Source organism: Actinomycetota bacterium, assembly GCA_041658565.1.
GTDB lineage: Bacteria > Actinomycetota > AC-67 > AC-67 > AC-67 > JBAZZY01.
Genome location: JBAZZY010000022.1, coordinates 1 through 24,408 on the forward strand (window position 1 = coordinate 1; position 24,408 = coordinate 24,408).

25 protein-coding genes and 1 tRNA gene are annotated in these 24,408 nt (G+C 66.2%); 1 reads left to right on the top strand and 25 read right to left on the bottom strand.

The window, feature by feature from the left end; all coding sequences use genetic code 11:
• Positions 1 to 4 precede the first annotated feature (4 nt).
• From WDA27_10745 to WDA27_10825, 17 genes are all read right to left on the bottom strand, one after another.
• Positions 5 to 1,267 carry a PQQ-binding-like beta-propeller repeat protein gene (locus tag WDA27_10745; protein MFA5891405.1) on the bottom strand — a complete coding sequence of 421 codons (1,263 nt, stop codon included), beginning with the start codon at positions 1,265 to 1,267 and terminating at the stop codon, positions 5 to 7.
• The gene (locus tag WDA27_10750) at positions 1,258 to 2,076 is read right to left on the bottom strand and encodes a hypothetical protein (protein ID MFA5891406.1); all 819 of its coding nucleotides are present in this window, start codon (positions 2,074 to 2,076) and stop codon (positions 1,258 to 1,260) included. The genes WDA27_10745 and WDA27_10750 overlap by 10 nt, the downstream gene beginning before the upstream one ends.
• Before the next feature lie 202 nt (positions 2,077 to 2,278).
• Complete coding sequence (locus WDA27_10755) at positions 2,279 to 2,605, bottom strand: hypothetical protein (protein MFA5891407.1); 327 nt, start codon at positions 2,603 to 2,605, stop codon at positions 2,279 to 2,281.
• A gap of 196 nt (positions 2,606 to 2,801) precedes the next feature.
• Complete coding sequence (locus WDA27_10760) at positions 2,802 to 4,094, bottom strand: hypothetical protein (GenBank protein MFA5891408.1); 1,293 nt, start codon at positions 4,092 to 4,094, stop codon at positions 2,802 to 2,804.
• Positions 4,085 to 4,351 carry a hypothetical protein gene (locus tag WDA27_10765; GenBank protein MFA5891409.1) on the bottom strand — a complete coding sequence of 89 codons (267 nt, stop codon included), beginning with the start codon at positions 4,349 to 4,351 and terminating at the stop codon, positions 4,085 to 4,087. Before WDA27_10765 ends, WDA27_10760 begins: the two co-directional genes overlap by 10 nt.
• Positions 4,352 to 4,455: 104 nt before the next feature.
• A complete protein-coding gene (locus tag WDA27_10770) occupies positions 4,456 to 5,721 on the bottom strand; it encodes a PQQ-binding-like beta-propeller repeat protein (protein ID MFA5891410.1) in 1,266 nt (421 codons plus the stop codon).
• Positions 5,712 to 5,978, bottom strand: a complete 267-nt coding sequence (locus WDA27_10775) for a hypothetical protein (GenBank protein ID MFA5891411.1) — start codon at positions 5,976 to 5,978, stop codon at positions 5,712 to 5,714. Before WDA27_10775 ends, WDA27_10770 begins: the two co-directional genes overlap by 10 nt.
• A 137-nt stretch (positions 5,979 to 6,115) precedes the next feature.
• Positions 6,116 to 6,604, bottom strand: a complete 489-nt coding sequence (gene folK / locus WDA27_10780; protein MFA5891412.1) for a 2-amino-4-hydroxy-6-hydroxymethyldihydropteridine diphosphokinase — start codon at positions 6,602 to 6,604, stop codon at positions 6,116 to 6,118.
• Positions 6,601 to 6,987, bottom strand: coding sequence for a dihydroneopterin aldolase (folB, locus tag WDA27_10785; protein MFA5891413.1), 387 nt, complete (start codon positions 6,985 to 6,987; stop codon positions 6,601 to 6,603). The genes folK and folB overlap by 4 nt, the downstream gene beginning before the upstream one ends.
• A complete protein-coding gene (gene folP / locus WDA27_10790; GenBank protein MFA5891414.1) occupies positions 6,987 to 8,168 on the bottom strand; it encodes a dihydropteroate synthase in 1,182 nt (393 codons plus the stop codon). The genes folB and folP overlap by 1 nt, the downstream gene beginning before the upstream one ends.
• Positions 8,169 to 8,177: 9 nt before the next feature.
• Entirely contained in the window at positions 8,178 to 8,813 is a 636-nt protein-coding gene (gene folE, locus WDA27_10795) for a GTP cyclohydrolase I FolE (protein MFA5891415.1), read from the bottom strand.
• 26 nt (positions 8,814 to 8,839) lie between these two features.
• The gene (gene ftsH, locus WDA27_10800; protein ID MFA5891416.1) at positions 8,840 to 10,804 is read right to left on the bottom strand and encodes an ATP-dependent zinc metalloprotease FtsH; all 1,965 of its coding nucleotides are present in this window, start codon (positions 10,802 to 10,804) and stop codon (positions 8,840 to 8,842) included.
• A gap of 100 nt (positions 10,805 to 10,904) precedes the next feature.
• Positions 10,905 to 11,171 carry a hypothetical protein gene (locus WDA27_10805; protein MFA5891417.1) on the bottom strand — a complete coding sequence of 89 codons (267 nt, stop codon included), beginning with the start codon at positions 11,169 to 11,171 and terminating at the stop codon, positions 10,905 to 10,907.
• 3 nt (positions 11,172 to 11,174) lie between these two features.
• Positions 11,175 to 11,714, bottom strand: a complete 540-nt coding sequence (gene hpt / locus WDA27_10810) for a hypoxanthine phosphoribosyltransferase (protein ID MFA5891418.1) — start codon at positions 11,712 to 11,714, stop codon at positions 11,175 to 11,177.
• A 10-nt stretch (positions 11,715 to 11,724) separates the two neighbouring features.
• Positions 11,725 to 13,143: a tRNA lysidine(34) synthetase TilS gene (gene tilS / locus WDA27_10815; GenBank protein MFA5891419.1), complete on the bottom strand. Its 1,419-nt coding sequence runs from the start codon at positions 13,141 to 13,143 to the stop codon at positions 11,725 to 11,727.
• Positions 13,119 to 14,177: a zinc-dependent metalloprotease gene (locus WDA27_10820; protein ID MFA5891420.1), complete on the bottom strand. Its 1,059-nt coding sequence runs from the start codon at positions 14,175 to 14,177 to the stop codon at positions 13,119 to 13,121. Before WDA27_10820 ends, tilS begins: the two co-directional genes overlap by 25 nt.
• A gap of 21 nt (positions 14,178 to 14,198) precedes the next feature.
• The gene (locus tag WDA27_10825) at positions 14,199 to 14,483 is read right to left on the bottom strand and encodes a hypothetical protein (protein ID MFA5891421.1); all 285 of its coding nucleotides are present in this window, start codon (positions 14,481 to 14,483) and stop codon (positions 14,199 to 14,201) included.
• Between the two features lie 198 nt (positions 14,484 to 14,681).
• Here WDA27_10825 and WDA27_10830 point away from each other — a divergent pair, with 198 nt between their 5' ends.
• Complete coding sequence (locus WDA27_10830) at positions 14,682 to 14,951, top strand: WhiB family transcriptional regulator (GenBank protein MFA5891422.1); 270 nt, start codon at positions 14,682 to 14,684, stop codon at positions 14,949 to 14,951.
• Here WDA27_10830 and WDA27_10835 read toward each other — a convergent pair.
• From WDA27_10835 to bioB, 8 genes are all read right to left on the bottom strand, one after another.
• Positions 14,952 to 15,023: transfer RNA gene (locus WDA27_10835), tRNA-Thr, on the bottom strand.
• Between the two features lie 91 nt (positions 15,024 to 15,114).
• Positions 15,115 to 16,041, bottom strand: a complete 927-nt coding sequence (locus WDA27_10840; GenBank protein ID MFA5891423.1) for a hypothetical protein — start codon at positions 16,039 to 16,041, stop codon at positions 15,115 to 15,117.
• Positions 16,042 to 16,385: 344 nt separating this feature from the next.
• A complete protein-coding gene (locus tag WDA27_10845; protein MFA5891424.1) occupies positions 16,386 to 18,191 on the bottom strand; it encodes an ABC transporter ATP-binding protein in 1,806 nt (601 codons plus the stop codon).
• Positions 18,188 to 20,059: an ABC transporter ATP-binding protein gene (locus WDA27_10850; GenBank protein ID MFA5891425.1), complete on the bottom strand. Its 1,872-nt coding sequence runs from the start codon at positions 20,057 to 20,059 to the stop codon at positions 18,188 to 18,190. The genes WDA27_10845 and WDA27_10850 overlap by 4 nt, the downstream gene beginning before the upstream one ends.
• A 152-nt stretch (positions 20,060 to 20,211) precedes the next feature.
• The gene (gene bioD, locus WDA27_10855; GenBank protein MFA5891426.1) at positions 20,212 to 20,805 is read right to left on the bottom strand and encodes a dethiobiotin synthase; all 594 of its coding nucleotides are present in this window, start codon (positions 20,803 to 20,805) and stop codon (positions 20,212 to 20,214) included.
• Positions 20,805 to 21,974 carry an 8-amino-7-oxononanoate synthase gene (bioF, locus tag WDA27_10860; protein MFA5891427.1) on the bottom strand — a complete coding sequence of 390 codons (1,170 nt, stop codon included), beginning with the start codon at positions 21,972 to 21,974 and terminating at the stop codon, positions 20,805 to 20,807. The genes bioD and bioF overlap by 1 nt, the downstream gene beginning before the upstream one ends.
• Positions 21,971 to 23,329: an adenosylmethionine--8-amino-7-oxononanoate transaminase gene (gene bioA, locus WDA27_10865; protein MFA5891428.1), complete on the bottom strand. Its 1,359-nt coding sequence runs from the start codon at positions 23,327 to 23,329 to the stop codon at positions 21,971 to 21,973. Before bioA ends, bioF begins: the two co-directional genes overlap by 4 nt.
• The gene (gene bioB / locus WDA27_10870) at positions 23,326 to 24,381 is read right to left on the bottom strand and encodes a biotin synthase BioB (GenBank protein ID MFA5891429.1); all 1,056 of its coding nucleotides are present in this window, start codon (positions 24,379 to 24,381) and stop codon (positions 23,326 to 23,328) included. Before bioB ends, bioA begins: the two co-directional genes overlap by 4 nt.
• Between the last annotated feature and the right edge of the window lie 27 nt (positions 24,382 to 24,408).

Below are 24,408 nucleotides of genomic sequence, written 5' to 3' on the forward strand. Positions count from 1 at the left end.
CCCGTCAGCGCCGAATCAACGAGGTCGGCGCGAAAGCGAAGATCCAGCCGGAGGTCGTCGTGACGAAGACACCGCTGCCTGTGGCGGCAATCCCGCCCGCCGGGTAGTCGTTGAAGAGATCGTCGAGAAAGCCCGTCGGGGGTAGCGGGGCTTTCCAAATCACGCGCGACTTCGAAAGAAACACCAGCTCCTTCTCGTCGTCGCTGTAGTAGCCGCGGACCGGGTCGTCGTCCGTCGGGTCGATCAAGAGATAGTGGGTGAACGGGACCGCCTGCGAAAGCGTTCCCTTCTTCAGCCCATCAATAGTCCATCGGCGGAAGCGCCCGTGCATGGAATCGAACGTGTAGAGCCTCCCCGCCGCAAACGTGCTGGCGGCTTCGTCACTGAATCCCGGATTGACGACTCGTCTCGACATGTCGCGGCCCGATTCCGGATCTAGTACGTGCAGCACGAAGGTGCCATCCGTCTGATCCTCGCCTACCACCAGAGCTCTCTGCGTGAACCGGATCGCACTGAACCCACCCGAGACATCCTTCTCGCTCCCTCTGTGTCGCCACAGCAGGGATCCGTCTTCCACACTGACCATGTCTACGCCAGCGTCCGAACTCACGGCGAGTCGTTGCCCCAGCCGCACGAAGTTGAGGTTCTCTCCACTGACATGCTTGCTCCAGATCGCCGACCCGTCGAGGCCAACCCGCCAGGTGTTGGGCAGGGGGCCACCGCGATTCGAGAGGGATGAGAACGAAAGGCTTAGGATGACCGAGTCCCCAACTGCGCGGACGTACGCAGCCAGTGCGTCAGCCGCAGGTCGGACAAATGCCCAACGCAGCACGCCGTCCTGAACACCCATTGCGCGCATGGTGACTTCTCCGTCACGCACGTACGAGATCAGGACTAGATCGCCGATGATGTACGGCACGGACGGTGCGACGCCATCGTGGTTGTGGTCACGAGGCGGTCTGTACTCCCACACGAGCCGCCCAGCGTTATCGAACGCGTACGTCTGGTGCAGGGAAGACACGAGCACGCGCCCCGAAGCGGCCACGGGTTGCCCCAGGGCGTCGTTGGCGTCGTATGACCACACCTGGGTCAAGGGTGGTTGAGGTCCCTCGGCCCAGTCGAGCTCACCGATGGTGCCGTCCTCGTATGTGAAGCGCTCTGGAGTGAGATCGATCGCGGGGGGCTTGGTGTTGGCCTGGCAGCCCGAGGCAACCAGCGCGAAGCCAAGGGCGACCGCGAGGCCCCTCCTGCCTTTCGCTATCCGCATGATCCCGACTTGTTCGAGGGCTGATGTACCCATCTCTCATAGCAGATGTTGAATGCCGCCTCCTCGGTAACGATGCCCAGCGGCGGCTGCTTGTTGGCACCCCAGAATTCCCCGTGGTTAGCGTTCACTCTCCACTCGGAATTGGATTCGGGAGCACCCTCGATGGCTCCGAGCGTCTTCTCACCGAGCCGACGGAGGATTGGCCCCCACCCTTCGGTGGGGGTCTTCCCGTACTCTCTGAAGTTCTCCCACCAGTCGAACCGGGGTCTGGGCGCGCCGTTGCGGAACCAGGTACCGCCGTAAACCAGTCCCACGGTCGGCGAGGCCATCGTGTGCAGATAATCGATCGCCGCCCCGGAGTTCGCGGCGAAGGCCGCATCTAGGCCGCCGTACGAATGGCCCACGACGTTGCACGCCTGCCAGGGACGCTTGCCATGAAGGGTGCGACAGCCGTTTCGAAGGCCCGACGCATCGGCCTTCCACCACTCCCATGTGCTTCGTCGCCCGAAGTCCTTCACGAGACGGGGCCATGATGGCACACGCGTGTCGTACTCGTGGAACTCCTCCGGCCTGCCTCGGTATGACCCTACGATCTCGCGCTTCACTGCCTTCTCGAAAGGCATGTAGTAGCTCGGTGCCTGCTCGAGGCTTACGCCCATGCCGTGCATCAAGACCGTCGTCTTGTAGGCGCCAGTCGGGTCCCCGTAGGTTGTCGGGTTGTCCCCCGCATACACATAGGAACTCTCCGACGCATCGGCGTCCGCCGGGTCGCGCGAAATGAAACGTCCGAGGCCGTCGGAGGCCCACATGTTGCAGCGCCTTCCTCCAACACACACCAACGAGAGTAGGCACCATCAAGTCGCCTCCATCGGAGGTAACAAACCAGAGTTTGTCCTCAGACGGCGTAATGATCGTACCCGGCTCGAAGCCAACATCCGCGCCCGAGGAGAGCCGAGGAACCGGACGAGCCGGTTTGGCGGGGCGCCGCTGCGCGAGGACCGGCGCGACGACTTAGTACGCGGCCTCGTCGACCCCAAGGTCGACACGCGTTGTGGCGCCGGCCCTGACGCGTGCGTGAACGCAGAAGGTGCCCTTCTCGCATTGCGCACCGAGCGTAGGAGTGCCTTCTTCCTCGACGAGAATCGTGTAGAGGCCGGCGGTAAGCACCAGTTTGTACGTGCCGTCGGAACGCGACGTCGTCGTTCGCGCGGGACGGCGCGTGCCTTCGTAGCGGACTCCGTCGAAGTCGCTGGATCGCAGCGGCGGCGCGTACGCGAGCACCCGGCGGACGACGCGCTCGTCCCTACACGAGGTCGGGGTGTCGTCGGGAGCCGGCATGCAGTTGCCCATTTGCGCGGTGACGGAACCCAGGACGAGGCCGGTTCGAGGGCGAGTCGCGCGGGGAGAGATCGCGCCCAGAGGAGAGCGGCGCGCCGGGGCCGCCGTTGCACTGCTCGGCGCGTGCGCGGGGGGCGTCGGTTGCAACGTCGGGCTCGCGCCCGCGCAAGCAACGCACGCAAGGGCGAGTGCTGAGCTACAGATTCGGAATGGGGCAGACCGGAACCTGACACGGACCCGCCCTGTCGCGTACGAACGCATTCGACGTCTCACCTTCTCCCCCAGCGACGAGGTTACCGGCGAGCGAATCGAACGCCACGAAGCGACCGCCCGTCGAGGTCGCGGACATGCCGCTATTCGCGTCACCCGGGTTGCCGAAGTCGTCGACCGAGATCATCTCGATCGTCCCGGCCGCGAGATCGCGAACGAAGATCTGAGACCAACCGTTTCCCGGCCGCAGCGTCAGATTGCCTGCCTTCGAGCGAAACGCCACCGACGCGCCCGTCGGATCGATCGACGGGCGCCCGCTGATCCAGTCGCCCTGCAGCCCGGCGACGTTGGCGGATACGAGCGTCGTGCGTCCGGATGGAACGTCGCGGACGAAGACGTCCGACGTGCCGTTCGCGTCGCCGGCGACGAGGTTCGACGCGTCCGACGAAAACGCGATGCGGTCGCCCAACGACGACATGCTCGGCTCCAGGCTGTGCGAATTCCCCTGCGCGCCGCCCGAGCCGACCGAGACGCGCGACGTCACGCCGAACTTCCGATCGCGCACGAAGACGTCATAGGCGTCGTTCGTGTCTCCGCTGACGAGATTGGACGCGGCGGACCCGAATGCGACGTACCGCCCGTCCGACGACAGCGGCGCCGGACCGATCGCGGCGTCGTTGGCCGCGCCGCCCGCCGGGGCGCCGGACACGACTTCCGTCGTTCCCAGCTTCCGGTCGCGCACGTAGATGCGGCCGCCGTTCGACTCGTACGAAAGGAAGCGCCCGTCCGCGGACAACGCGGGCCGCAGGCTCACGCCCACCGCATGCGATTCCAGCGTGGTCACGCGGGTTTCGAGATCGCGCACGAACACGTTGATCCCGTCCGGCGGCTGTGACGCGACGAGGTCGGATGCGACGGAGACGAACGCGACGTACCGGCCGTTCGCCGAGATCCACGGCATCCAGCTCTGGCCGTCCCCGGCGCGCCCGAACGGCGCGACCGACACCAGCCGTGTCATGTTCGTCGCGGTGTCGCGTACGAACACGTCGGACGTTTCGTTCGAGTCACCGCTCGCGATGTCGTCGCCGTCGGAGCTGAACGCGACGAAGCGGCCGTCGGCCGAGATCGACACCTCGTCGGCCCAGCCGCGGGCTTGCGTTCCATCCCACGCGACCGACACGAGCGCCGTCGAGCCGGGGCTGACGCCCCCGGCGCGCGCGCCCGTCGTCGCGGCGCTCAGCGCGAGCACCGCGACCAGCGCTGCGTTCTTTACGGACACGTCAGCGTCGACCCGGTCGGCGTGCCGGACAGCACGACGTCTTTCGGTGTGGAAAGGATCGCCTTCTGGTCGAAGTAGTAGCACTTGAAGGCGGTCCCGCCGGCGCCGTTGAAGATCGCGCGCTTCTGCCCCTTCGCGAAATCAGTGGTGTTCACTCCGATGAAATACAACGGGCTCGACGGGTTCACCTGCACGAGACTGCCCGCACGATAACCGAGCACCCTCAAGGAACGCGGGCACGCTATGAGCGCGCGCATACACATAGGAACTCTCCGACGCATCGGCGTCCGCCGGGTCGCGTGAAACGAAGCGCCCGATCGACGCGTCGTAGTACCTCGCTCCCATCTGGTAGAGAACCCCGTCAGCGCCGAATCAACGAGGTCGGCGCGAAAGCGAAGATCCAGCCGGAGGTCGTCGTGACGAAGACACCGCTGCCTGTGGCGGCAATCCCGCCCGCCGGGTAGTCGTTGAAGAGATCGTCGAGGAAGCCCGTCGGGGGTAGCGGGGCTTTCCAAATCACGCGCGACTTCGAAAGAAACACCAGCTCCTTCTCGTCGTCGCTGTAGTAGCCGCGGACCGGGTCGTCGTCCGTCGGGTCGATCAAGAGAAAGTGGGTGAACGGGACCGCCTGCGACATCCGGCCCTTCTGCAACCCCGCCGTGGTCCAACGACGAAAGCGACCTTCAACGGGATCGTACGTGTAGAGCCTCCCCGGGGCGTAGGCATAGAGATTGCCTTCGTCGGAGGCGCCGGGGTTTACCGCGCGCCGCGCGAGGACCCGACCCGTCTTCGGATCGAACACGAGCAGAACCAACTCCCCGGTGTCCTGGTTCTCCCCAACTACTAGACCCTCTCCAGCAAACGCGAAGGCGTCGAAGTCCGACGTATCGATTTGGGGCCCCTTGTGGCGCCAGCGCAGTGCCCCATCCTTGACGCCGATCATGTCGACGCCTGCGTCGGAACCCACCGCGAGCAGATCGCCCCGGCTGACAAAGTTGAGGTGCGTCCCGTTGAAATGCTTGCCCCAGATCTCCGACCCATCCAGACCAACGCGCCACACATTGGGAAGTCGCCCACCTCGGTCCGACAGCGACGGGAACCCGACGCTCAGGATGAGCGACTCTCCTGCGCAGGCCCAAAGAAATGTTGCAAGTCCCTGCGGCGCGGGTCGCGTGAAGGTCCACCGAAGCTTCCCATCCTGCAGACCCATCGCACGTATCGTGACCTCCTCGTCACGCACATACGCAACCATGACCTGACCACCAAAAACGTAGGGCACAGACGGCCGCACGCCGTCGTGGTTGTGGTCACGGGGAGGACGAAACGCCCATGCAAGCCGCCCGGCGTTGTCGAAGGCATACGTCTGGTGCATCGAAGACGCGACTACGCGCCCCGAAGCGGCGAAGGGTTGCCCCAGGCTCTCGTTGGCGTCGTATGACCACACCTTGGTCAAGGGTGGTTGAGGTCCCTCGGCCCAGTCGAGTTGATTGACCCTGCTGTCTTCGCGGGTGAAACGCTGTTGAGTGAGGTCGATCGTGGGGAGCCTGGTGTTGGCCTGGCAGCCCGAGGCAACCAGCGCGAAGCCAAGGGCGACCGCGAGGCCCCTCCTGCCTTTCGCTATCCGCATGATCCCGACTTGTTCGAGGGCTGATGTTCCCGTCTCTCATAGCAGATGTTGAATGCCGCCTCCTCGGTAACGACGCCCGGCGGCGGCTGCTTGCCGGCACCCCAGAAGTTGCCGTGGTCAGCGTTCACTCTCCACTCGTAATCGGATTCGGGAGCACCCTCGATGACTCCGAGAGTCTTCTCGCCGAGCCGACGCGTCTTGCTTCGAATCGCTGCGGTTCGGGTCGAGTTCCGTCGCAGTGCTCGCTTGAGCCTCATGTCTATCCCCCCGCCACATGCCCAAAGACACGAGGCTCGCGGCCGCGAGGGGCGCCGGATGGCGAACCCGAGGACGATGTCTGAACCTCGGGCGCGACGGTAACTTCAAGTGTCTCTTTCGTCCATCAACAGCGGACCTACCCGTCGAGCCGGCGCACACCTGTCGTCGAGATTCCCTGCAGCAGCGCGCGCGCGCTGCCGTGGCCGGGGATTACGGCGTGGGGTGCGATCTCCACCAACGGCACGAGCACGAACGCGCGCCCGTGCATTCGCGGGTGGGGAATGATCAGGTCTTCGTCGGCAACAACCTCCTCGCCGACCAACAACAAGTCGATGTCGATGGCGCGCGGGCCCCATCGTTCCTCACCGGCCCGTACTCGCCCCAGGGCGGTTTCGATCCCGACGCAGCGCTCCCACAACTCGCGCGCGCTCAGGCTCGACTCCACCGCGACGACTTGGTTGAGAAACGCGGGCTGGCCTTCCGGGCCGCCGACGGGATCGGTCTGGTACACGGCCGAGCGCGCGATGACGCGAACCTTTCCCCAGTCGAGCGCTTCGACGGCCGCGTTCAGCGTGGCACGACGGTCACCGAGGTTGGCTCCGAGCCCAAGGTAGGCGACGGTCAACGGATCGGACCGAGGTCCTCACGCGACCGCGTGATCTCCACGGCTACCTCGTCGACTTCCTCGGCCAGAGGCGCCTGCGGCTTGGCGACGCGCACCCACACGTCTTCGACAAAGACGTGTTCCAGGACAGTGCGCGCGATGCGATCCGCGAGCGTCTCGACGAGCGAGTACTCCTCGCTGGAGACGATCTTGGCGATCCGGCGAACGAGTTCCTCGTAGTCCAGGGTCGCACGCAGATCATCGGTTGCCGCCGCCGCGCGCGTGTCCATGCGGGCGGCGATGCTCACAACCAACGGCTGTTCCTGCGCGCGCTCTTCCGGCGTGACGCCGATGTGCCCTCGCAGCTTCAGGCCGCGTACCTCGATCAGGTCGGACCCGTCCATCACGTCTCCCGTCGGCCGGCTTCGCCGGCACTCGCTCTCAGGATCGCTTCCACCATACCTGCCACGCGGCGCATCGGCAGGACATCGTGGACGCGAATCACCGCGGCGCCGGCCACCACGGCCATGGCTACAGTCGCCGCGGTTCCCTCAGTCCGCTCATCCACTCCGACGTCCAAGGTCTGCCCGATGAATGACTTCCGCGAAGTCCCGGCAAGGACCGGATACCCCAGACACCGGAACTCACGCAGGCGCCGCAAAAGCACCAGGTTGTGCTCGCGCGTCTTTCCGAACCCGAAGCCCGGATCGATCAGGATTCGCGCGGGATCGACTCCGGCGGCAACCGCCGCGTCGGCGCGGTCGGCGAGGAACCCGTACACCTCGCCGACGACGTCGCGGTAGGTGGGATCTCGCTGCATCGTTCGCGGATCTCCCAGCATGTGCATCAGCACGATCGGCACGCGGCGATCGGCAACGAGCGAAAACATCTCGGGATCGGCGCGCCCGGCCGAGACGTCGTTCACGATCGAGGCGCCTGCATCCAAGGCGGCGGCGGCGACCGACGCTTTGGTGGTGTCCACGCTGATCGGGACGCCGGTCTTGGCCGCGAGCGCCTCGATGACCGGAACCACCCTGGCCGCCTCGTCGCGCGCGTCCACTGGGTCGGCACCAGGTCGGGTGGATTCGCCCCCCACGTCGAGCAAATCGGCGCCCTCTTCGACGAGCGCGAGCCCGTGCTCGACGGCGGCGGCGGCATCGAAGAACCTCCCGCCGTCACTGAACGAGTCCGGCGTGACGTTGACGATCCCCATGATGTGCGCGCGCTGCGACAGCGGAAGAACTCGTCCACCCCAAACTAGGTTGAGGGCAGGGGCGTTGTGTGCGCTCAGTGCTTTCTTGAGCGCTGTGTAGACATCCGGAACGCGCGGCGTCCATGGGGGATCGTCGAGGTTGGTCGCGAGCACCACGAGTGCGTCGCCGATACGCACACAGCGCACGCCGGCCGCCGTCAGCTCGGATTCGGCCTCGGTGGGAAGCGCGAGATTCTCAACCATCACCGCCCACTCGGTCACGCCCAGTCGGTCGACGGCCTGCCTGATTCCCTGCAGATCCCGAGGCAGGAACGAACCGACTCCGGAGAGGACGCGAAGCGGCTCGAAGGAAGCGAGGACTCGCGCGCGCACGGGCACGGCTTACCGCCCGGCGCGCGCCAGCGCGGCCAACTCGGCGCGCGCGCCGGTGTCGTGCTCGAAGACGCCGCGGGCTTCGGTGGTGACGGTGACCGATCCGGGCGCGCGCGCGCCGCGGATGGTCATGCACAAGTGCTCTGCTTCGACCAAAACGAAGACGCCGGCCGGCGTGAGCGCCGCTTCCAGAGCGTCGGCAGCCTCGCGCACCAATCGCTCTTGAACTTGCAGGCGCCGCGACAGAACTTCCATCAGGCGCGCGATCTTGGACAACCCGGTGATGCGTCCATCGGGGCCGGGCAGGTACGCGACCGCGGCGGTTCCGGTGAACGGCAACAAGTGGTGCTCGCAAATAGACACAAGAGGAATCGAGTGAACCATCACCAATCCGCGCGCGGTCTCGGAGGCCAGCGGCTGCAACAGCGACACGGGATCAACCGCGTAACCGGAGAACAACTCACCGTAGGACTCGGCAACACGGCCGGGCGTGTCGGCGAGCCCGGCGCGTTCGGGGTTCTCGCCGATTCCCTCAAGAATCAGTCGTACGCCGCGCGCGATCTTGTCGGCATCGACCGTCGCCGCGCCGCGTGCTTCCGCGTGCGCTTCGGAAGCCGAAACGACAAGGCGGGGTTCGAAAGTCATTGCCGCAAGTCTACGTCCGTGGGGTGCTACTTGGTCCCGCCGGACGAACCCGGGTCCGCCTGCGTGCGGTGAATCGGAGCCGCCGGGGCCTGAGGCCGGCTTCCGGACACGCGGCCGCGATTGCCGTCGGCATCGCGCGGCGGCCGCTTCTGAACTCCCTCAAGGAGGCGAGTCAGTTCGTCCTTCTCGACGGTTTCGTGTTCGAGCAGCCCCTCGACGATGTTGTCGAGCACATCCCGGTACTGCACGAGGATCTCGCGAGCCTCGGCGTAGGCCTCGTCGAGCAAGCGGCGGATCTCCTTGTCGATCTCAAAGGCGACGGCGTCCGAGTAGTCCGGGTGCGCCGCGAAGTCGCGCCCAAGAAACACCTGCTCCTGCGCCTGCCCCAGCGCCATCGGACCAAGCCGCGTACTCATGCCGTACTCGGTCACCATCTGGCGCGCGACCTTTGTCGCACGGTTGATGTCGTCCTGAGCCCCGGTCGTCGGGTCCTCAAAGACCAACTCCTCAGCAACGCGACCGCCGAGGAACATCGCCAACTCGTCGATCAGCTCGCTGCGGGTAATCAAGAAACGGTCCTCGGTCGGCAGCGACAGGGTGTAGCCGAGCGCGCGACCGCGAGGAATGATCGAGATCTTGTGGACGGGATCGGCGTTCGGGAGCGCGTGGCCTACGAGCGCGTGGCCTCCCTCGTGGTAGGCGATAACCCGCTTCTCTTTATCGCTGATGACGCGACTGCGACGCTCCGGTCCGGCAACGACGCGATCGATAGCCTCCTCCAGCTCGGCCATCGTGATCTCCTTGTTGCCGCGCCGGGCCGTCAAAAGAGCCGCTTCGTTCACGACATTTGCCAGATCGGCTCCGGTGAATCCCGGTGTCCGGCGCGCAAGGATCTCCAGTTCGATCCCCTCGGCAAGGGGCTTGCCGCGCGCGTGGACGTTCAGGATCGCCGTGCGCCCTCGGAGATCGGGTCGGTCGATCACGATCTGACGGTCAAAGCGCCCCGGGCGCAGGAGCGCGGGGTCCAGGATGTCGGGTCGGTTGGTCGCCGCGATCAGGATGACCCCGGTACGAACATCGAAGCCGTCCATCTCAACGAGAAGTTGGTTTAGAGTCTGCTCGCGCTCGTCGTGGCCGCCGCCGAGTCCGGCACCACGCTGGCGGCCGACGGCATCGATCTCGTCCACGAACACGATCGCCGGCGCCGCCTGCTTGGCCTGCTCGAACAAGTCGCGCACTCGCGCAGCCCCGACTCCGACGAACATCTCGACGAAGTCCGACCCCGAGATGGAGAAGAACGGCACGCCGGCTTCGCCCGCGACGGCGCGCGCCAGCAAAGTCTTGCCCGACCCGGGCGGTCCGTACAGCAGGACACCCTTGGGGATCTTCGCGCCGACCGCCTGGAACTTCGCCGGGCTCTGGAGGAACTCCTTGATCTCCACCAGTTCCTCGACGGCCTCATCCACGCCGGCGACGTCTTTGAAGGTCACCTTCGGGGCTTCCTTGGAAACCTGCTTCGCGCGAGTCTTGCCGAAGCTCATGACCCGGTTCCCACCGGCCTGCGAGCTGTTCATGATCCAGAAGAAGAAGCCCACGATCAACAGGAAAGGCAGGAAGTTGAACAGCGTCGTCAGCAGCGCGTTCCCGCCTTGCGCGTCCACCTTGATGGAAACGTTCGCGTCGCGCAGCTCGTCGACGAGTTCGTCGCCGTAGTCCGCCAGGAACGTCGCGCGGTAGCTACGACCGTCGGCAAGCTTGCCTTGGACGCGATCGTCGCGAGCGAAGAACTCCGCGTTGCGCACGTCCCCGGCCTTGACCCGCTGCAGGAACTCGCTGAAGGTCAGATCAACCGTGGTCGTCTTTCCGGAAAAACTGTTCATGACCACGATCAACAAAAGGAGCAGTACGACGACGTAGACGCCCGGGCCGCGAAGCCAGCGCGACAGCGGCGACTTGCTCGACGGCTTGCGTCCGGTTCCGAAGGATGGCATTAGTTCTTATCTCTCTCCGTGAAACTTTACTTGTCCGGACGGGTCAACGCGCCGGAAACCGCGAACATGCCCGGGGTGTCCAAGAGCCGTCGCAGACCCGCTACGGACGTCCGAGAACCGTAAGGCGAACGCCCTGTCCGTCCCGCAGCCCGAGCCCCTTGATCACGTCGAGAGGAACCAGGAGCGCAGGTGCCTTGAGCGACCCGTGAACCTTCCCGGTGAAGTCGGTCCCGCGCAAGCTGGCGCGCACCGATTCCCCCGGGCGAAGCCCGAGATCCGCCACGACCTGCTCATCGAGAGCGATCCTCCCGTAGGTCGTATTGGCTTGAGTCGCCATTGTGAGCATTGCCCGAAACGTTCTGGCCACCGATCACTCCTCGTAGGCGTGCGGCTTGAGTGTACCGACGTATGGCAGATTTCGGTAGCGCTGCAGATAGTCGAGCCCATAGCCAACCACGAACTGCGGGGGCATTGCGAACCCGTGGTAACGGATATCGAGTGCGACTTCCTGAACATCCGGCTTGGTCATGAGCGCACAGATCTCCAAAGACCTCGGGCCACGACCGCGCAGGTTGCTGAGCAAATAGGACAGTGTGAGCCCGGAATCCACGATGTCTTCGACGATTACGACGTTGCGCCCGCCGATGTCCAGATCGAGGTCCTTGAGGATCCGAACGACGCCGCTGGTCCGAGTGGAGGATCCGTAACTGGACACGGCCATGAAGTCGAACTCCGCGGGAACCGTGATGGCACGAGACAGATCAGCCATGAGCACGAAGGCGCCCTTGAGCACGCCGACCAGCAACAGGTCGGCGTCACGGTAGTCCTCTGAAATCCGCTTGCCCAACTCGGCGACCTTGACTTGGATCTCGTCCTCGGTCAGCACCACGGACTCGACGTCCGGATTCACCTCGGTCACTTCAGTCCTCCTCGACCGACAGCCACAAGAACCGTCGCGTTTGTTCGGTCACCTTCGCGCGATCGTCCATCCGGTGCCCGACGACCCACAAGATCACGCCTTGATCATCGACGACCAATGGAACTTCCGCGCGCCGACCCCCCGGCACCTTTTCATCTGTGAAGAAGTCTCCGACCTTCTTCGCGCTCGTCATCCCGATCGGCCGGAACCGGTCGCCGGAACGCCATCGCCTCACGCGCAGAGGGAAGGTAACTCGGTCCGCGTCGAACACGCATGCCACCAGTCCGTCCGGCCACCGCTCCGGACGATCTTCGCCGAGCACGGCCCGGGCGTGCAGCCCCCAAGCCGTCAGATCCGTGCGACCCGGGACCTCTAAGCCGGCTGCGGCGCGCGGCGAGGACGGAGAGGGGGACGGGCCGACGACCAGGACACCATACTCGACGAGCGCACTCAACCGGCCGGGCAGATCCAGGCGCGCGCCGGTCCGGCCGTCGAGCGCGAGCGCGCGCACAGCCTCGGTCTGCTCGGCCGTCAGGGTTGCGTTCCCGGCGCGCGCCAGCAAGCGAACCGCCCGCCGTTGCAGCGCGGGGGGAATCTCGCGAAGCCGCTCGATCCGTACCCGACCTCCGTCGGGTCCGGGTTCGACCCCGGCGGCAGCGGCCGCGGCGCCGTCGAGGTACCGATCCTCATCCCGCAGCACGTCGGCGGCGCGCGCCAGCGACTCGGCCACGCGGGCGTCCAAAGTTCCAGAAAGCATCGGCAGCACGCGGTGCCGGACCACGTTTCGAAGGAAATCGTCGGTGTCGTTCGTGGGATCCATTCGCGGCCGCAAGCGCAGCGCCCGACAGAAGGCCTCGACGTCGTCGCGTCGCACGTCGATAAGCGGACGCACGTACCACCAACGGCGCGGCGGGATTCCCGACAAGCCGCGCCGACCGGCGCCGGCAAACGCATTCATCACGACGGTCTCGGCCTGATCGTCGAGCGTGTGGCCGGTGGCGATCCGCGTCGCTCCGATTTCGCGCGCTACCTCGTGCAAAAAGCTACTGCGGCGAATGCGGGAGGCCTCCTCCGGGGAGCGCCCGCGCAACCGCTCCGTCGAGTCGGCCACGCCGGCGGTCACCGGGAGCCCCAAGCGGCGCGCGTGACGAACCACGAAGCGCGCGTCGGCTGAGGAGCCTTCGCGAAGCCGGTGGTCGAAGTGCGCGACATGCAGTTCCAGCCGGTACACCGGCGCGAGACGGATCAGCGCGTGTAGAAGAGAAAGCGAATCAGGGCCCCCGGAAACCGCAACCAAGACTCGCTCGCCTCCGGAGAGCAACTCCCGGTCGTCGATGGTGCGGCGCACGCGGGCCACGAACTCACCCACCGTGCGCGCCTCCGCCACGAGATCCTCTACGCGCCGGTTCTCACGAGCCACGCCTCGGGATCGCGCATCTCCTCAAGGCTCGGCATGTTGTCACCGTCTGCTTCCCAAACGCGATTCACCGCGCTCGTTCCCGCGCGATCCGCAACCTCATTGCAGAACTTCTCTCCAAGGACGTACTGCTCGTACTTCATGTCTAGTCCGATCGCGCGCTGGAAGACCCTCTCAGGACTCGAGGTACTGCGGCGACGCGCTTCGAGCGCGCCCTTCATGTGCGCGTAACTCGGGATCTGGGATTCACCCAAGCGATTCATCACGAACGTTCCGTGCCCTTCGACGATGCACATCAACGCCTGCATCTCGGCCAGCACGCCGCGCTGCTCATCGGAGAGCAGCAGGTTCATCACGTTCGCCGCGCGCCACCCTTGCGGGCCGGAGAGAAGCAATTCCTTGCCGCGCTCGACCAGTCGTCGCATGCGCGCGCTGTCGAGATCCATCGCGGCAAATGAGCGCTCGACGAGGCCCTTGACGCGCGCGCGCAGCCACGGCACCGCGGTGAACTGCGTGCGATGGGTCACTTCGTGAAGCGCGATCCACAGTCGAAAGTCCCGCGGCGCCAGCGCAAGGCGCTGTTCGGCCTCGACGATGTTGGGACCGACGTAGTAGACCTTCCCGGCGCCCTCGGTCGTCAGGACAAGGTCGTACTGCCCGAGGACCTTTTGCGACAGATACCCCAGAAGGAGTCCGATCTGCAGGCCGACCGCGGCGCGCGTCAGGCGGCGGGTGACGGCCGATGGCCCTGCAGCGGCGGCAAGGCGTTCGGTGACCGGAGCAAGCAACTCGCTGAATCCGTCCAGGTTTGCGCGGATCCACGCGCCGCGGCTCAGCACGATCGGGTCGATCGACTCAACTGCAGGACTCAGACCGGTGAAGTCGCGAACGAGTCGATCCGATAGACGAGTGAACTCGATGAAGTCCTCCCGGGCCTGCCGCCTGAACCCTGCCGTCGTCGACGGCCCGCTGCCGCCTACCCTGCCGCCGACGCGCGCGGCCAAGTCCCAGTCGATTAGATCCGATGAACGAGTCAATAGAAACCGCCCTGCCGGGGCTCAGCCCTCACGCTTAACCGGAACACCTTCCGGATGACCTTGTCTGTGCTCCACCGTGTCGAATCCTCGCCGCTGGAACAAGTACATCCCTGCCGTGAACAGCAAGTACAGCCCCAGAACCGCAATCGAGGCTTCCGCCACACAAACATGCCACGGAGCACAGAGCCCGCCTTTAGGAGCGGGTTTGGGTGCGATCGGATTGGCCGCATACGACGGCACCGCGACCAGCAGCGTCAGTCCACCGGCAACGATCATTGCGCGAACCAAGCGGCCGAGACGGATCATGGCCGCGGAATCGTAACACAGGCCCCCCGAGGTTCCGCCGACAAAGGTCGGATATCGAAACGGGGGCGCGCACCGCAGAACCGACTTCCGAAATGCCCCAATCACAAAGGTCCATAGCGAAAAGAATCCTCGCCCGGTCGTTTAACTCCAGCAAGTGACCTGTTAAACTTCTGCGAGCATTCGAGAAGGAGTTCACAAGTGGATGATGTTCGCTTTGAGTGGCAAAAGGACGGTTTATGCCGTGGGGTTGAACCGGAAGTCTTCTTCCCGGTTTCGGAAGAGGACGCGTGGAGAGCCAAAGAGATTTGCACCATCTGCGGCGTCCAGGAGTCTTGCCTCGTCTACTCCCTGTCGAACCGCGAGCGCTACGGCGTTTGGGGCGGCATCACGGAGAAGGAGCGGCTCGACATGTTCCGTCGCGGGGCTGCGCAGCGGGTCGTCGCGGAAGCACTGACCGAAGCAGGTTAGAGCCGGAGGGGGGATTCGAACCCCCGGCCATTCGATTACGAATCGAATGCTCTACCCCTGAGCTACTCCGGCAGCGGCGCCGATTCTAGCAAGCAAGCGGAAGCCAGGAATTCGCAACGCAGCACACAACGCACCACGATCCCCGGGAATCCCCGGGGGTCTTTCATTTTCTTCGACCGCGCGGGCAAAGACGTCCTTGACCGGCCGTCCGGGACAGGCGGTCGGAGCATCCCAGGATGTGCCCTGCACGCTTGCCGCGCGAGCAATCCAGACACGACGAACTCCGCCGTGGTTGAGCGGCAACATGGCGCGCGACCGCTACGGGGCCGCGGGTTCGAGGGCCGCCGCGCGCGCAACGTCCTCCCGGCGCGCGAGGAAGTCGGCGAAGTCCTCGTGGGGTTCGCGTCCCTCGACGAAGGACCGCAGCAGGCCGATGAGAGCCGGCGCACCAGAGCTGGAATCCGTCCTCGGAGCCCAGCCGTACCGCCGTGAACCCGATGTCGCTCGTCTGCGCGTGCGGCATACACGTGTGGCAGCCGGCGACCGAGATGTTCACACGGCGCGGCAGACGCGCGTTGTTGCGCCCGGCGCGCGCGAGGAAGAAGTCGTCGAGGGCGAGCACCGTCGGCCACGTGTCGAAGACCGCGTCTGCGGCGACGCCGGAGTGCGTGCATGCCACGATGTTGCGGACCGTGTGCCCGCAAGTGGAGCGCGTGGATAATCCGAGACCGGAGATCTCGCCGAGCGCGCCGCGCACGAGGCGGCTCGGCACCGAGTGCAGCTCGAGGCTCTGGCGCGTGGTGATGTGCGCCTCGCCGTCGGCGAACTCGTGGGAAATCCGGCGCATTCCGCGAAGTTGCGGCGCCGTCAGCCTGCCTCCGGGGACGCGGATGCGGATCATGTGGAGGCCCGCGGTGCGCTGGCTGCACACGCCGGACAGCTTGAGACGGTAGAACTCCTCGGCCGTCAGCGACTCATAGCCCTCACGTTCGAGCCTCTCCAGGTCCGCGTCGAGACCTTCGCGCTTTACGCGCTCGAGGTCGGTCTTCTGCCGCCACAGCGGTTGGGTCGTTGCGTCGATGCTCGCCATCCGGACTCCTTCGTTGGATGACGCTCACGCTAGCGATCTCATGTGTCGTCGCAGTAACGACTTGTTTACGGGCGGTGAACACTCGGTAACGATCGAGTCGCCGAGGGTTTATGCGATGTTCTTGCGCACGAGGCCGGCGAGCTATTGTGCGCCGGTGCCGAACGCGGTGCGCTCCCACCGCGCGCGCGCCTCGACCCCTCCAATGCCTCGCCGTGAGCGCACTCGTCTTCGCGAGTGCGCGCGCGGCAGGCCATTCCTCCGAGCCCTCAAGTGGGGCGACCACGCTAGGTTCGCGTACTTTGCGGTGGGCGCGCGCGAGCTGGCTGGTCCGGCGGGGAAGTAGTTCAGCGGTACGCGCGCGCCTGGATCTCGTACAACTCGGCGTAGGTCCCGCCGCGCGCGACCAGATCCTCGTGCGATCCTGCTTGGCTGATGCGGCCGTTCTCGACGACAACGATGAGGTCGGCCATGCGCACGGTCGAGAACCGGTGCGAGACGAGAACCGTGATCGCGCCGGTGTCACTCGCGGCGCGGCGGGCCGCCGCGGCGTAGCGCTCGAACAACGCGTGCTCGGTGTCGGCGTCAAGTGCGGCGGTCGGCTCGTCAAGCACGAGCACCAAAGGGTCCTCGCGCATCATCGCGCGGCCGAGTGCGAGCTTCTGCCACTGGCCGCCGGAAAGATCAACTCCATCGTCGAACGACTTGCCGAGTTGTGACTCCAGACCCTTGGGGAGAGATGCGACGACGTCGCACGCCGAGGCGCGCGTGAGAGCAGTCTCGACGGCACCGGTGTCCTCGACGCGCGCAAGATCTCCAACGCCGACGACTTCGCGCGCGACCAGCTCGAAGCGCGCAAAGTCCTGGAAGGCGCTCGACATGCGCGCGCGCCACTGTTCGACGTCGAACTCACCGATGTCGGTTCCGTCGAGCGTGATCCGGCCCGACGTGGGCTCGTAGAAGCGGCAGAGGAGCTTCACCAGCGTCGTCTTCCCGGCGCCGTTCTCTCCGACGATCGCCAGTGTTGCTCCCAACGGGATGTGCAGATCGACGTCGCGCAGGATGTCGATATCGGTCCCGGGGTATCGGAACGAGAGGTTTTCGAGGTCGATGCCGCGGGCGATGCGAATGGGAACCGGCGCGTGCGCGCTGGGACGGTGCTCCTTCGCGTAATCGATGAGCCACACGTAGCGCGCCGCCGCTCGCATTGTGTACATGAGGAATCCCGTCATGTGGACCACTCCGGTAACCTCGCCGTTGACCTGTCCGGCGAGCTGGATCGCGAGCACGATGCCTCCGATGGTGATGCGCGGGTCGTGGTGGACGGCGAGCGAGACGACGAAGGCAATCGCCCCCGCGTACCCGAGCCCGAAGATCGACCATCCGAGCGCCTCCAGCCCGGAGGCGCGCACGCGTGCGCGCGTTTCGACCCGGTTGCTGTCCGCGGCAAGCGTGGAGTAACGACGCACGACCTCGTCACCGATGCCGAAGATGCGCATCTCCTTGGCGGGCGGCGCGGTCGTCGCCAGGGAGAACATATGCGCGATCCCGCGCCGGGGCTCGGCGAACCGCTCCTCTTCGGCCATGAGGATGCGCTGGGCACGCGCGGTCGTCCACACCGAAGGGAGAGCGAACAGCGGAACGAGCGCAAGGGCCGGATGCAGTGAGGCAAGCAGCCCGACGGTCGCAATGACTTGCATGACCGCCCCGATGCTCTGCACGATGGAGTTGATCGCCTGGGTGAGCACCGCGCGCGCGCCGCGCAGCATGGAGATCTGGTCGAGGTACTCGGGGCGCTCGTGGTGTTCGATGCCGGGAACCGCAGCCGACAGCTCGATCAGGTGGGCGTCGATCCACAGATCGGTTCGTTCCTGGAGACCCGTGCTCAGGAGGAAACTCGACAACGAACACGTGTAGGTGATCGCAAGCGTGACGCCGATCGCGACGGCGACCCAGAGCGCGCGGCCGAGGTCCTTTCCGAGCGCGGCGTCGATGAGAACCTTGGTCCACCAAGCGAAGACCGCGTTCCCGATCGGACCGGGGATCGACAAGACCAGCACGGCGATCGTGCGCCCCGGCGCCGCGCGAAACGCGGCGGAGAGAACGACGCGCGCGCTGCGCGTCCATCGCACCTTCGGTGTGAACGCGCTCATGCCCCGGCCTCCGACGGCTCCGCGGCCGGCGTGTCGCTGAATCGCCCGGCCTGTAGGCGAAACATGCGCGCGTAGGCGCCGTCGCGCGCTATCAACTCGTCGTGCGTCCCTTGTTCGGTTACGCGACCGTGCTCGAGCACGGCGATCCGATCGGCGCGCCGCACGGTGGAGAAGCGGTGCGAGACCAGGATCGTCGTCAGGCCGCGCGTGAGGTCGAGGAACTGGTCGAACAGCTCGGCCTCGGCGCGCACGTCGAGGTTCGCTGTGGGTTCGTCGAGAACGAGCACACTCGCACCGCCGGAGACGGCGAAGAGCGCGCGAGCGAGCGCCACGCGTTGCCACTGACCGCCCGACAGGTCCGCCCCGTCGGTGAACTGTCGCGACAAGACCGTGTCCCAACCCTTCGGCAGAGCCTCGATCGCCTCGGCGATCCCCACGCGTCTCGCGGCCGCGCGCACCAGTTCGAGATCGTCGGCGCGCTCGATCGCGCCCCACCCGACGTTGTCGCGCGCGCTCAGCGCGTACTGGACGAAGTCCTGGAAGATCACGGCGATCCGCCGGCGCCACTCGCGCGCGTCGAGATCGCGCAGGTCGACGCCGTCTATCGAGATGCGCCCGGCCGACGGCTCGTACAGGCGCGCGAGGAGCTTTACGAGCGTCGTCTTTCCGGCACCGTTCGGTCCGACGATCGCGAGGGACTTCCCGGCAGGAACAACAAGATCCAGTTCCCGGTACACGTCGGCATTCTGCCCGGGGTAGCGGAACCCGATGCCGGCGAACGTGATGTCGCGGAGCGGCATTTCACCCGTCGCGCACGCGGCTTCCGCGTCGCGGCACGTGGTCGCCTCGCCGGCGAGGCGCGATTCGAGTGCAAGCGCATGCGGCACCGCGGCGACCCCGATCGCGACGTCGAGGTCGGCATTGGAGGGGTTTCCGAGGACGAACATCCCCATGATCGCCTGCGAAAGCACCGCGATCGTCCCGATGCCGATGTCGCCTTGGATCGCCGCGTGCGCGATCACGCCGAAGGCGATCGTGTGAAGCAGCCCCATCAACGCCATGCACCACGCGTACGCGGCGTAACCCCCGGATCGCTCCCTCCAAACTTCGCCCATCGCGCTCAGCCAGTGCTGCCGGAATCGGTCGCCGACCCACGCGCGCAGCCCGAAGATGCGCAGTTCCTTTGCGGCGCCGGGTCCGAGCGCGAGATCCCGGAAATAGGATGCGCGCCGAAGCGAGTCGGTGCGCCCGATGGCGACGTCCACGATCTTCGAGATGTCGGCGCGGAGGCGACGCCGTGTGATCACGTGACCGGCGACGAGCAAGACCGCGAGCCACCACCAAGAACGCGCGACCAGGATCGCGCTGGCCCCGCCCGTCACGTAACGCGCAATGATCTCGCCGAATCCGGAGACTGCTCCGCCCGGAGTGAAGTCGCCGGGGCCGACGCCGCGCGCGAGCGACACCTCGTCCAAGAGCGCCGGATCCTCAAGATGCGAGATGCCGGTGGGGCGCAGGAGCGCGCGCATCACGCGCTCTCGCAAATGGATGTCGAGCCGGCGACCGAGGACAAGTCCGAGGAGAGTTCCGGCCTGCTCGATCACCTGACTTGCGACAAAGAGCGCGGCGGCGAGCACGAGCAGCATGATCATGCGCCGGCCGGGAGCCGACGCGAATCCGTCGCGCGCGACTTGGGGAACTGTCTCCACGAGACGGCCGGTCACGATGAAGAACGCGGGTGTGAGAAGACCGCCAAGAAGCGCGCGCACCGCCCAGGCGGCGGTCAAGGGACGGCTCACGCCTGGCAGGAGCCGCAGAGTCGCCCAACTCGCCGGCGGTTGCCGCAGGAACGCCCGAATTCCCCGCATCAAAGGCATTCAACTCGCATCACTCGGCCCGGTCAAAGCACGGCTGTGTCGCGACGATCGAGCCGGATCATGCCGCGCGACTGGTGTCTCGAACCGCGGCCGTGGGCAATGAGCGGACGTTGCGTGGATGGCCGAGCCCCAACTCGCCCTTCCTATTGGTCGTGCGGGATCACTTCGAGCACCGCGGCCATCGCGCGCAAGCGCTCGAGGTTGGTGGTTTCGGTGATTCCGGCGACGACCGGCCAGTCCGACACGACGATCCCGGCGACCGTCAGGCCGCGCGCGCGCGCAACCTCCAGCGTGAGCGCCGTGTGGTTCAGGGTTCCAAGTGCCGGGCGCGCAACGATCACAACTTCGCCGCCGAGTGCAGCGGCGAAGTCGGCTGTGTCGTATTTCGGCGCAATAGGAACCAGCAAGCCACCCGCGCCTTCGACGATCAGCAGATCGCAGCCCTCCTCCAACGCGCGCACATCGGCAACCAGGCGGTCGGTGTCGATCGTCGCGCCCTCCAGCGCGGCGGCGACCTCGGGAGCGAGGGGTTCGGCGAAGCGCAGCAACTCGTGCACCTCGATCCCTGCGGCGCGCACCACATCGGCGTCGGAACCGGCCTCGCCCGGCATCAGGCCGGTCTGGATGGGCTTGACGTAGCGGACCTTGCGCCCGCGCGCCTGCTCGGCGCGCGCCATCCGCGTGCATGCGATGGTCTTGCCGACCCCGGTGTCGGTCCCGGTGACAAAACGGATCATCACGCGTCCTTTGCCGCGCGCGCGAACGCATCCAGCGCGAACTCGATCTGGGAGTCGGTGTGCGTCGCCATGGTGGTGGCTCGCAGCCGCGCGGTTCCCTCCGGAACGCTCGGCGGCCGGATCGCCGGAACCAGCACTCCTGCGGCGCGCAAACGTTCGGCCATCGCTATCGCGGCCGAGGCTTCGCCGACCAACACCGGCACGATCGCGGCGGCCGGGTCGAGGACGTCGAAGCCGCGCGCGCGCAATCCGGCCGCGAACGTCGAAGCGTTGGCGCGCGCGCGGTCTGCCAGGCCGGGCTCGGCCACCAGCACTTCCAAGGCCGCTTGGGCAGCGGCGACCGGCGAAGCAGGCAGGGCCGTATCGAACACGAAAGGGCGCGCGCGGTTGCGCAAGAACGAGATCAAGTCGGCGCTTCCGGCGACGAACCCGCCTGCGGCGCCGAGCGCTTTCGACAAGGTTCCGACGATCGCGTGCACGCCGGCTTCGCACCCGAAGTGCGCGACTGCGCCGCGTCCGCAGGGGCCGACGACTCCGGTCGCGTGAGCCTCGTCGGCGATCAGGATCGCACCTTCCGCCTCGCACACCTCGGCCATCCGAGCCAGGGGAGCAAGGTCGCCGTCCATCGAGAACACGGTGTCGGTGACCACGATGCGTCGGCGCGCGCCTCGGTTTTCGGCCAGCAACTCCGCGAGGTGCTCAACATCGCAGTGCCGGTAGACCCGCACCGCCGCGCGCGACAATCGAACGCCGTCGATGATCGAGGCGTGATTCAACTCGTCCGAGAAGATCATGTCTTCGCGTCCCGCGAGCGCAGCAAGCACCCCGAGGTTCGCCATGTACCCGGAGCTGAACAGCAGCGCCGCCTCGGTCTGCTTGAAGTCCGCGAGCATCGCCTCCAGATCGTCGTGTAGCCGAGTTCCGCCGGTCACCAGGCGCGCTGCGCCGGACCCTGCCCCCCAGCGGCTCGCCGCTTCCGCCGCGGCGTCCACAACCCGCGGATGGGTCGCGAGACCCAGATAGTTGTTGGACGCGAGCAGCAGCAGGCTGCGCCCGTTCTGGATCACCTCGGTGTCGGGTGGGCCGTCCACCGCGCGCACCGAACGCAACAAAGAAGCGGACTCCAACCCGGCGAGTTCGCCGGAGACGAAATCGAGCGAACCGCTCACGCGGTCACCGCGTCGATCGACTCTGCAGTGATTGAAACCAACCGAGTGAGTTCTTCTCTTGAGATCGCGAGCGGCGGCATCAACACAACGACGTCGCCAAGGGGCCGGATGATTGCGCCGCGCGCGCGCGCCGCGCGCGCCACCGCGGCGCCCATCTGCAGCGCTTCGTCGAACGGCTCTTTGGTCGCACGATCGGCGACGAGTTCGATCCCGACCATCATGCCGCGGCGACGGATCTCTCCGACATGAGGATGCTCCGCAAGCGGCGCGAGCAATTCGCCGAGCAAGACCTCGATCTCGGCAACGTGCTCCAGAGTTCGCTCGCGTTCGAACACATCGAGGTTGGCGAGCGCGACCGCGGCGGCGAGTGGGTTCCCCGAGTACGAATGTCCGTGATACAGCGTCTTGTGTTCCTCGGGCGCGCCCAGAAACGCGGAGAAGATCTCCTCGGTCGCAAGCGTCGCCGAAAGCGGAAGGTACCCACCGGTGATTCCCTTGCCGACGCACATCAAATCGGGCTCGACGCTTTCCTGCTCGCAGGCAAACATGGTTCCGGTGCGGCCGAACCCGGTGGCGACTTCATCGACGATCACCAGGATTCCGCGCGCGCGCGCGATCTCGGTGACGCGGCGCAAGTGTCCGTCGGGCGCGGTGACGATGCCGGCAGCGCCTTGTACCAGCGGCTCGATGATCAACGCGGCGACACGATCACCCTCTGAATCCAGCACGCGCTCCAATGCCTCGGCGCACGCAACCCCGCACGACGGATACGTCTTGCCGAGCGAGCACCGGTAGCAATACGGAGAGGGAATGGACGCGGTCGAGAACAGCAGCGCGCGATAGGTCTCGTGGAAGCGATCGATGCCGCCGACCGAGACCGCGCCGACGGTGTCGCCGTGGTAGGCGTTCTCCAGGCGCACGAAACGGTCGCGCGCCTCACCTCGGTTTCGCCAGTACGAGTACGCCATCTTCAGCGCGACTTCGACGGCAGCGGCGCCGTTCTCGGAGAAGAACACCCGCGTGAGCGCGCCGGGGGCGATCGCGACCAGACGCCCGGCGAGTTCGATCGCCGCCGGATGAGAAAGCCCGAGGAACGTCGAGTGCGCAAGTTTGCCGGCTTGCTCAACCAAAGCGGCGTCGAGCACCGGATGACGATGACCGTGCACGTTCACCCACAGCGATGACACTCCGTCAATGTATCGATTGCCGTCGGTGTCGATCAGCCAACATCCCTCGCCCCGCTCAATGATCGGAGCGTCGTCGTCCAGCCATGCCGACATCGGCGTGAACGGGTGCCAGACGTGCGCGCGATCGACGGCACGCAGCGCGCGCGTCCGATCGAGCGATCCGTTCACGGCGCGAGCGTGGGAACCGGCGTCGGCGGAAGCGTCTGCGACCCCTCGCCGTCAACGATGAGCCGCCCTTCCCCGGGACCGTCGGCGATCGGCATGCCGAGCGCATCGAGCATCGCGAGGTCGTCCTCGGGCGCGCGCCCGATCGTGGTCAGGTAGTTTCCGACGATGAGCGCGTTCGCTCCCGCGAGCATTCCCATACCCTGCAACTCGCCGAGGACGCGTTCGCGCCCGCCGGCCAGTCGCAGCCACGTCGATGGGAACACCAAGCGGAACAGCGCGATGGCGTGTAGTGCCTCGCGCGCAGCCATCAGCGGGTACCCCTCGAAAGCGGTGCCGGGCTGCGGATCGAGCAAGTTAACCGGAACTTCTTCGGGTTCGAGTTCTGCGATCTCGAACATGAAGTCCACGCGCTGCTCGATTGTTTCGCCGAGACCGATGATTCCGCCGCAGCAGATCTCCAGGCCTGCCGCGCGCGCCATGAGATTGGTATCGAATCGATCTTGCCACGAATGGGTAGTGCAGATCGTGGGGAACATCGCGCGGCAGGTTTCGAGGTTGTGGTTGTAGCGCTTGAGTCCGGCAGCCTTGAGGCGCTCGGCCTGCCCGGGCTTCAGGATTCCAAGAGACGCAGCGACATCCAAGCCGGTGTCGATGCGCACAGCCTCGATGATCTCCATCACGCGCTCGAGCATCCCATCGTCGGGCCCCTTGACCGCCACGACGATGCAGAACTGAGTCGCGCCGACTTTCTTGGTCTCGCGCGCGACCTCGAGCACCTTGTCCGGGTCGAGCATCGGGTAACGCTCCACTTGCGTCTTAGAGAACACCGACTGCGAGCAGAACCCGCACTCCTCGGTGCAGTTACCGGACTTGGCGTTGACCAGCGACTCCAGTTCGACCTGCGGCCCCTTGTAGGCCAAGCGCACCCGATGTGCCAGGTCGATCAGTTCGGGCAGCGCCTCGGACGGCAAAAGCGCAACGTCGAGGACTTCGCGCCGGGTGAGGCGACGGCGTTCGGTGAGAAGGGCATGGTCGGCGCGTGCAAGCGGCATTCAGTTCCTCCGGGTCCGGGGATCCCG

Bases quoted from the DNA above. Each gene is read 5' to 3' on its own strand.
- WDA27_10745 (MFA5891405.1), bottom strand. From the start codon at position 1,267: ATGCGGATAGCGAAAGGCAGGAGGGGCCTCGCGGTCGCCCTTGGCTTC.
- WDA27_10750 (MFA5891406.1), bottom strand. From the start codon at position 2,076: ATGTGGGCCTCCGACGGCCTCGGACGTTTCATTTCGCGCGACCCGGCG.
- WDA27_10755 (MFA5891407.1), bottom strand. From the start codon at position 2,605: ATGCCGGCTCCCGACGACACCCCGACCTCGTGTAGGGACGAGCGCGTC.
- WDA27_10765 (MFA5891409.1), bottom strand. From the start codon at position 4,351: ATGCGCGCGCTCATAGCGTGCCCGCGTTCCTTGAGGGTGCTCGGTTAT.
- WDA27_10770 (MFA5891410.1), bottom strand. From the start codon at position 5,721: ATGCGGATAGCGAAAGGCAGGAGGGGCCTCGCGGTCGCCCTTGGCTTC.
- WDA27_10775 (MFA5891411.1), bottom strand. From the start codon at position 5,978: ATGAGGCTCAAGCGAGCACTGCGACGGAACTCGACCCGAACCGCAGCG.
- folB (MFA5891413.1), bottom strand. From the start codon at position 6,987: ATGGACGGGTCCGACCTGATCGAGGTACGCGGCCTGAAGCTGCGAGGG.
- folE (MFA5891415.1), bottom strand. From the start codon at position 8,813: ATGACTTTCGAACCCCGCCTTGTCGTTTCGGCTTCCGAAGCGCACGCG.
- ftsH (MFA5891416.1), bottom strand. From the start codon at position 10,804: ATGCCATCCTTCGGAACCGGACGCAAGCCGTCGAGCAAGTCGCCGCTG.
- WDA27_10825 (MFA5891421.1), bottom strand. From the start codon at position 14,483: ATGATCCGTCTCGGCCGCTTGGTTCGCGCAATGATCGTTGCCGGTGGA.
- WDA27_10840 (MFA5891423.1), bottom strand. From the start codon at position 16,041: ATGGCGAGCATCGACGCAACGACCCAACCGCTGTGGCGGCAGAAGACC.
- WDA27_10845 (MFA5891424.1), bottom strand. From the start codon at position 18,191: ATGAGCGCGTTCACACCGAAGGTGCGATGGACGCGCAGCGCGCGCGTC.
- WDA27_10850 (MFA5891425.1), bottom strand. From the start codon at position 20,059: ATGCGGGGAATTCGGGCGTTCCTGCGGCAACCGCCGGCGAGTTGGGCG.
- bioD (MFA5891426.1), bottom strand. From the start codon at position 20,805: ATGATCCGTTTTGTCACCGGGACCGACACCGGGGTCGGCAAGACCATC.
- bioB (MFA5891429.1), bottom strand. From the start codon at position 24,381: ATGCCGCTTGCACGCGCCGACCATGCCCTTCTCACCGAACGCCGTCGC.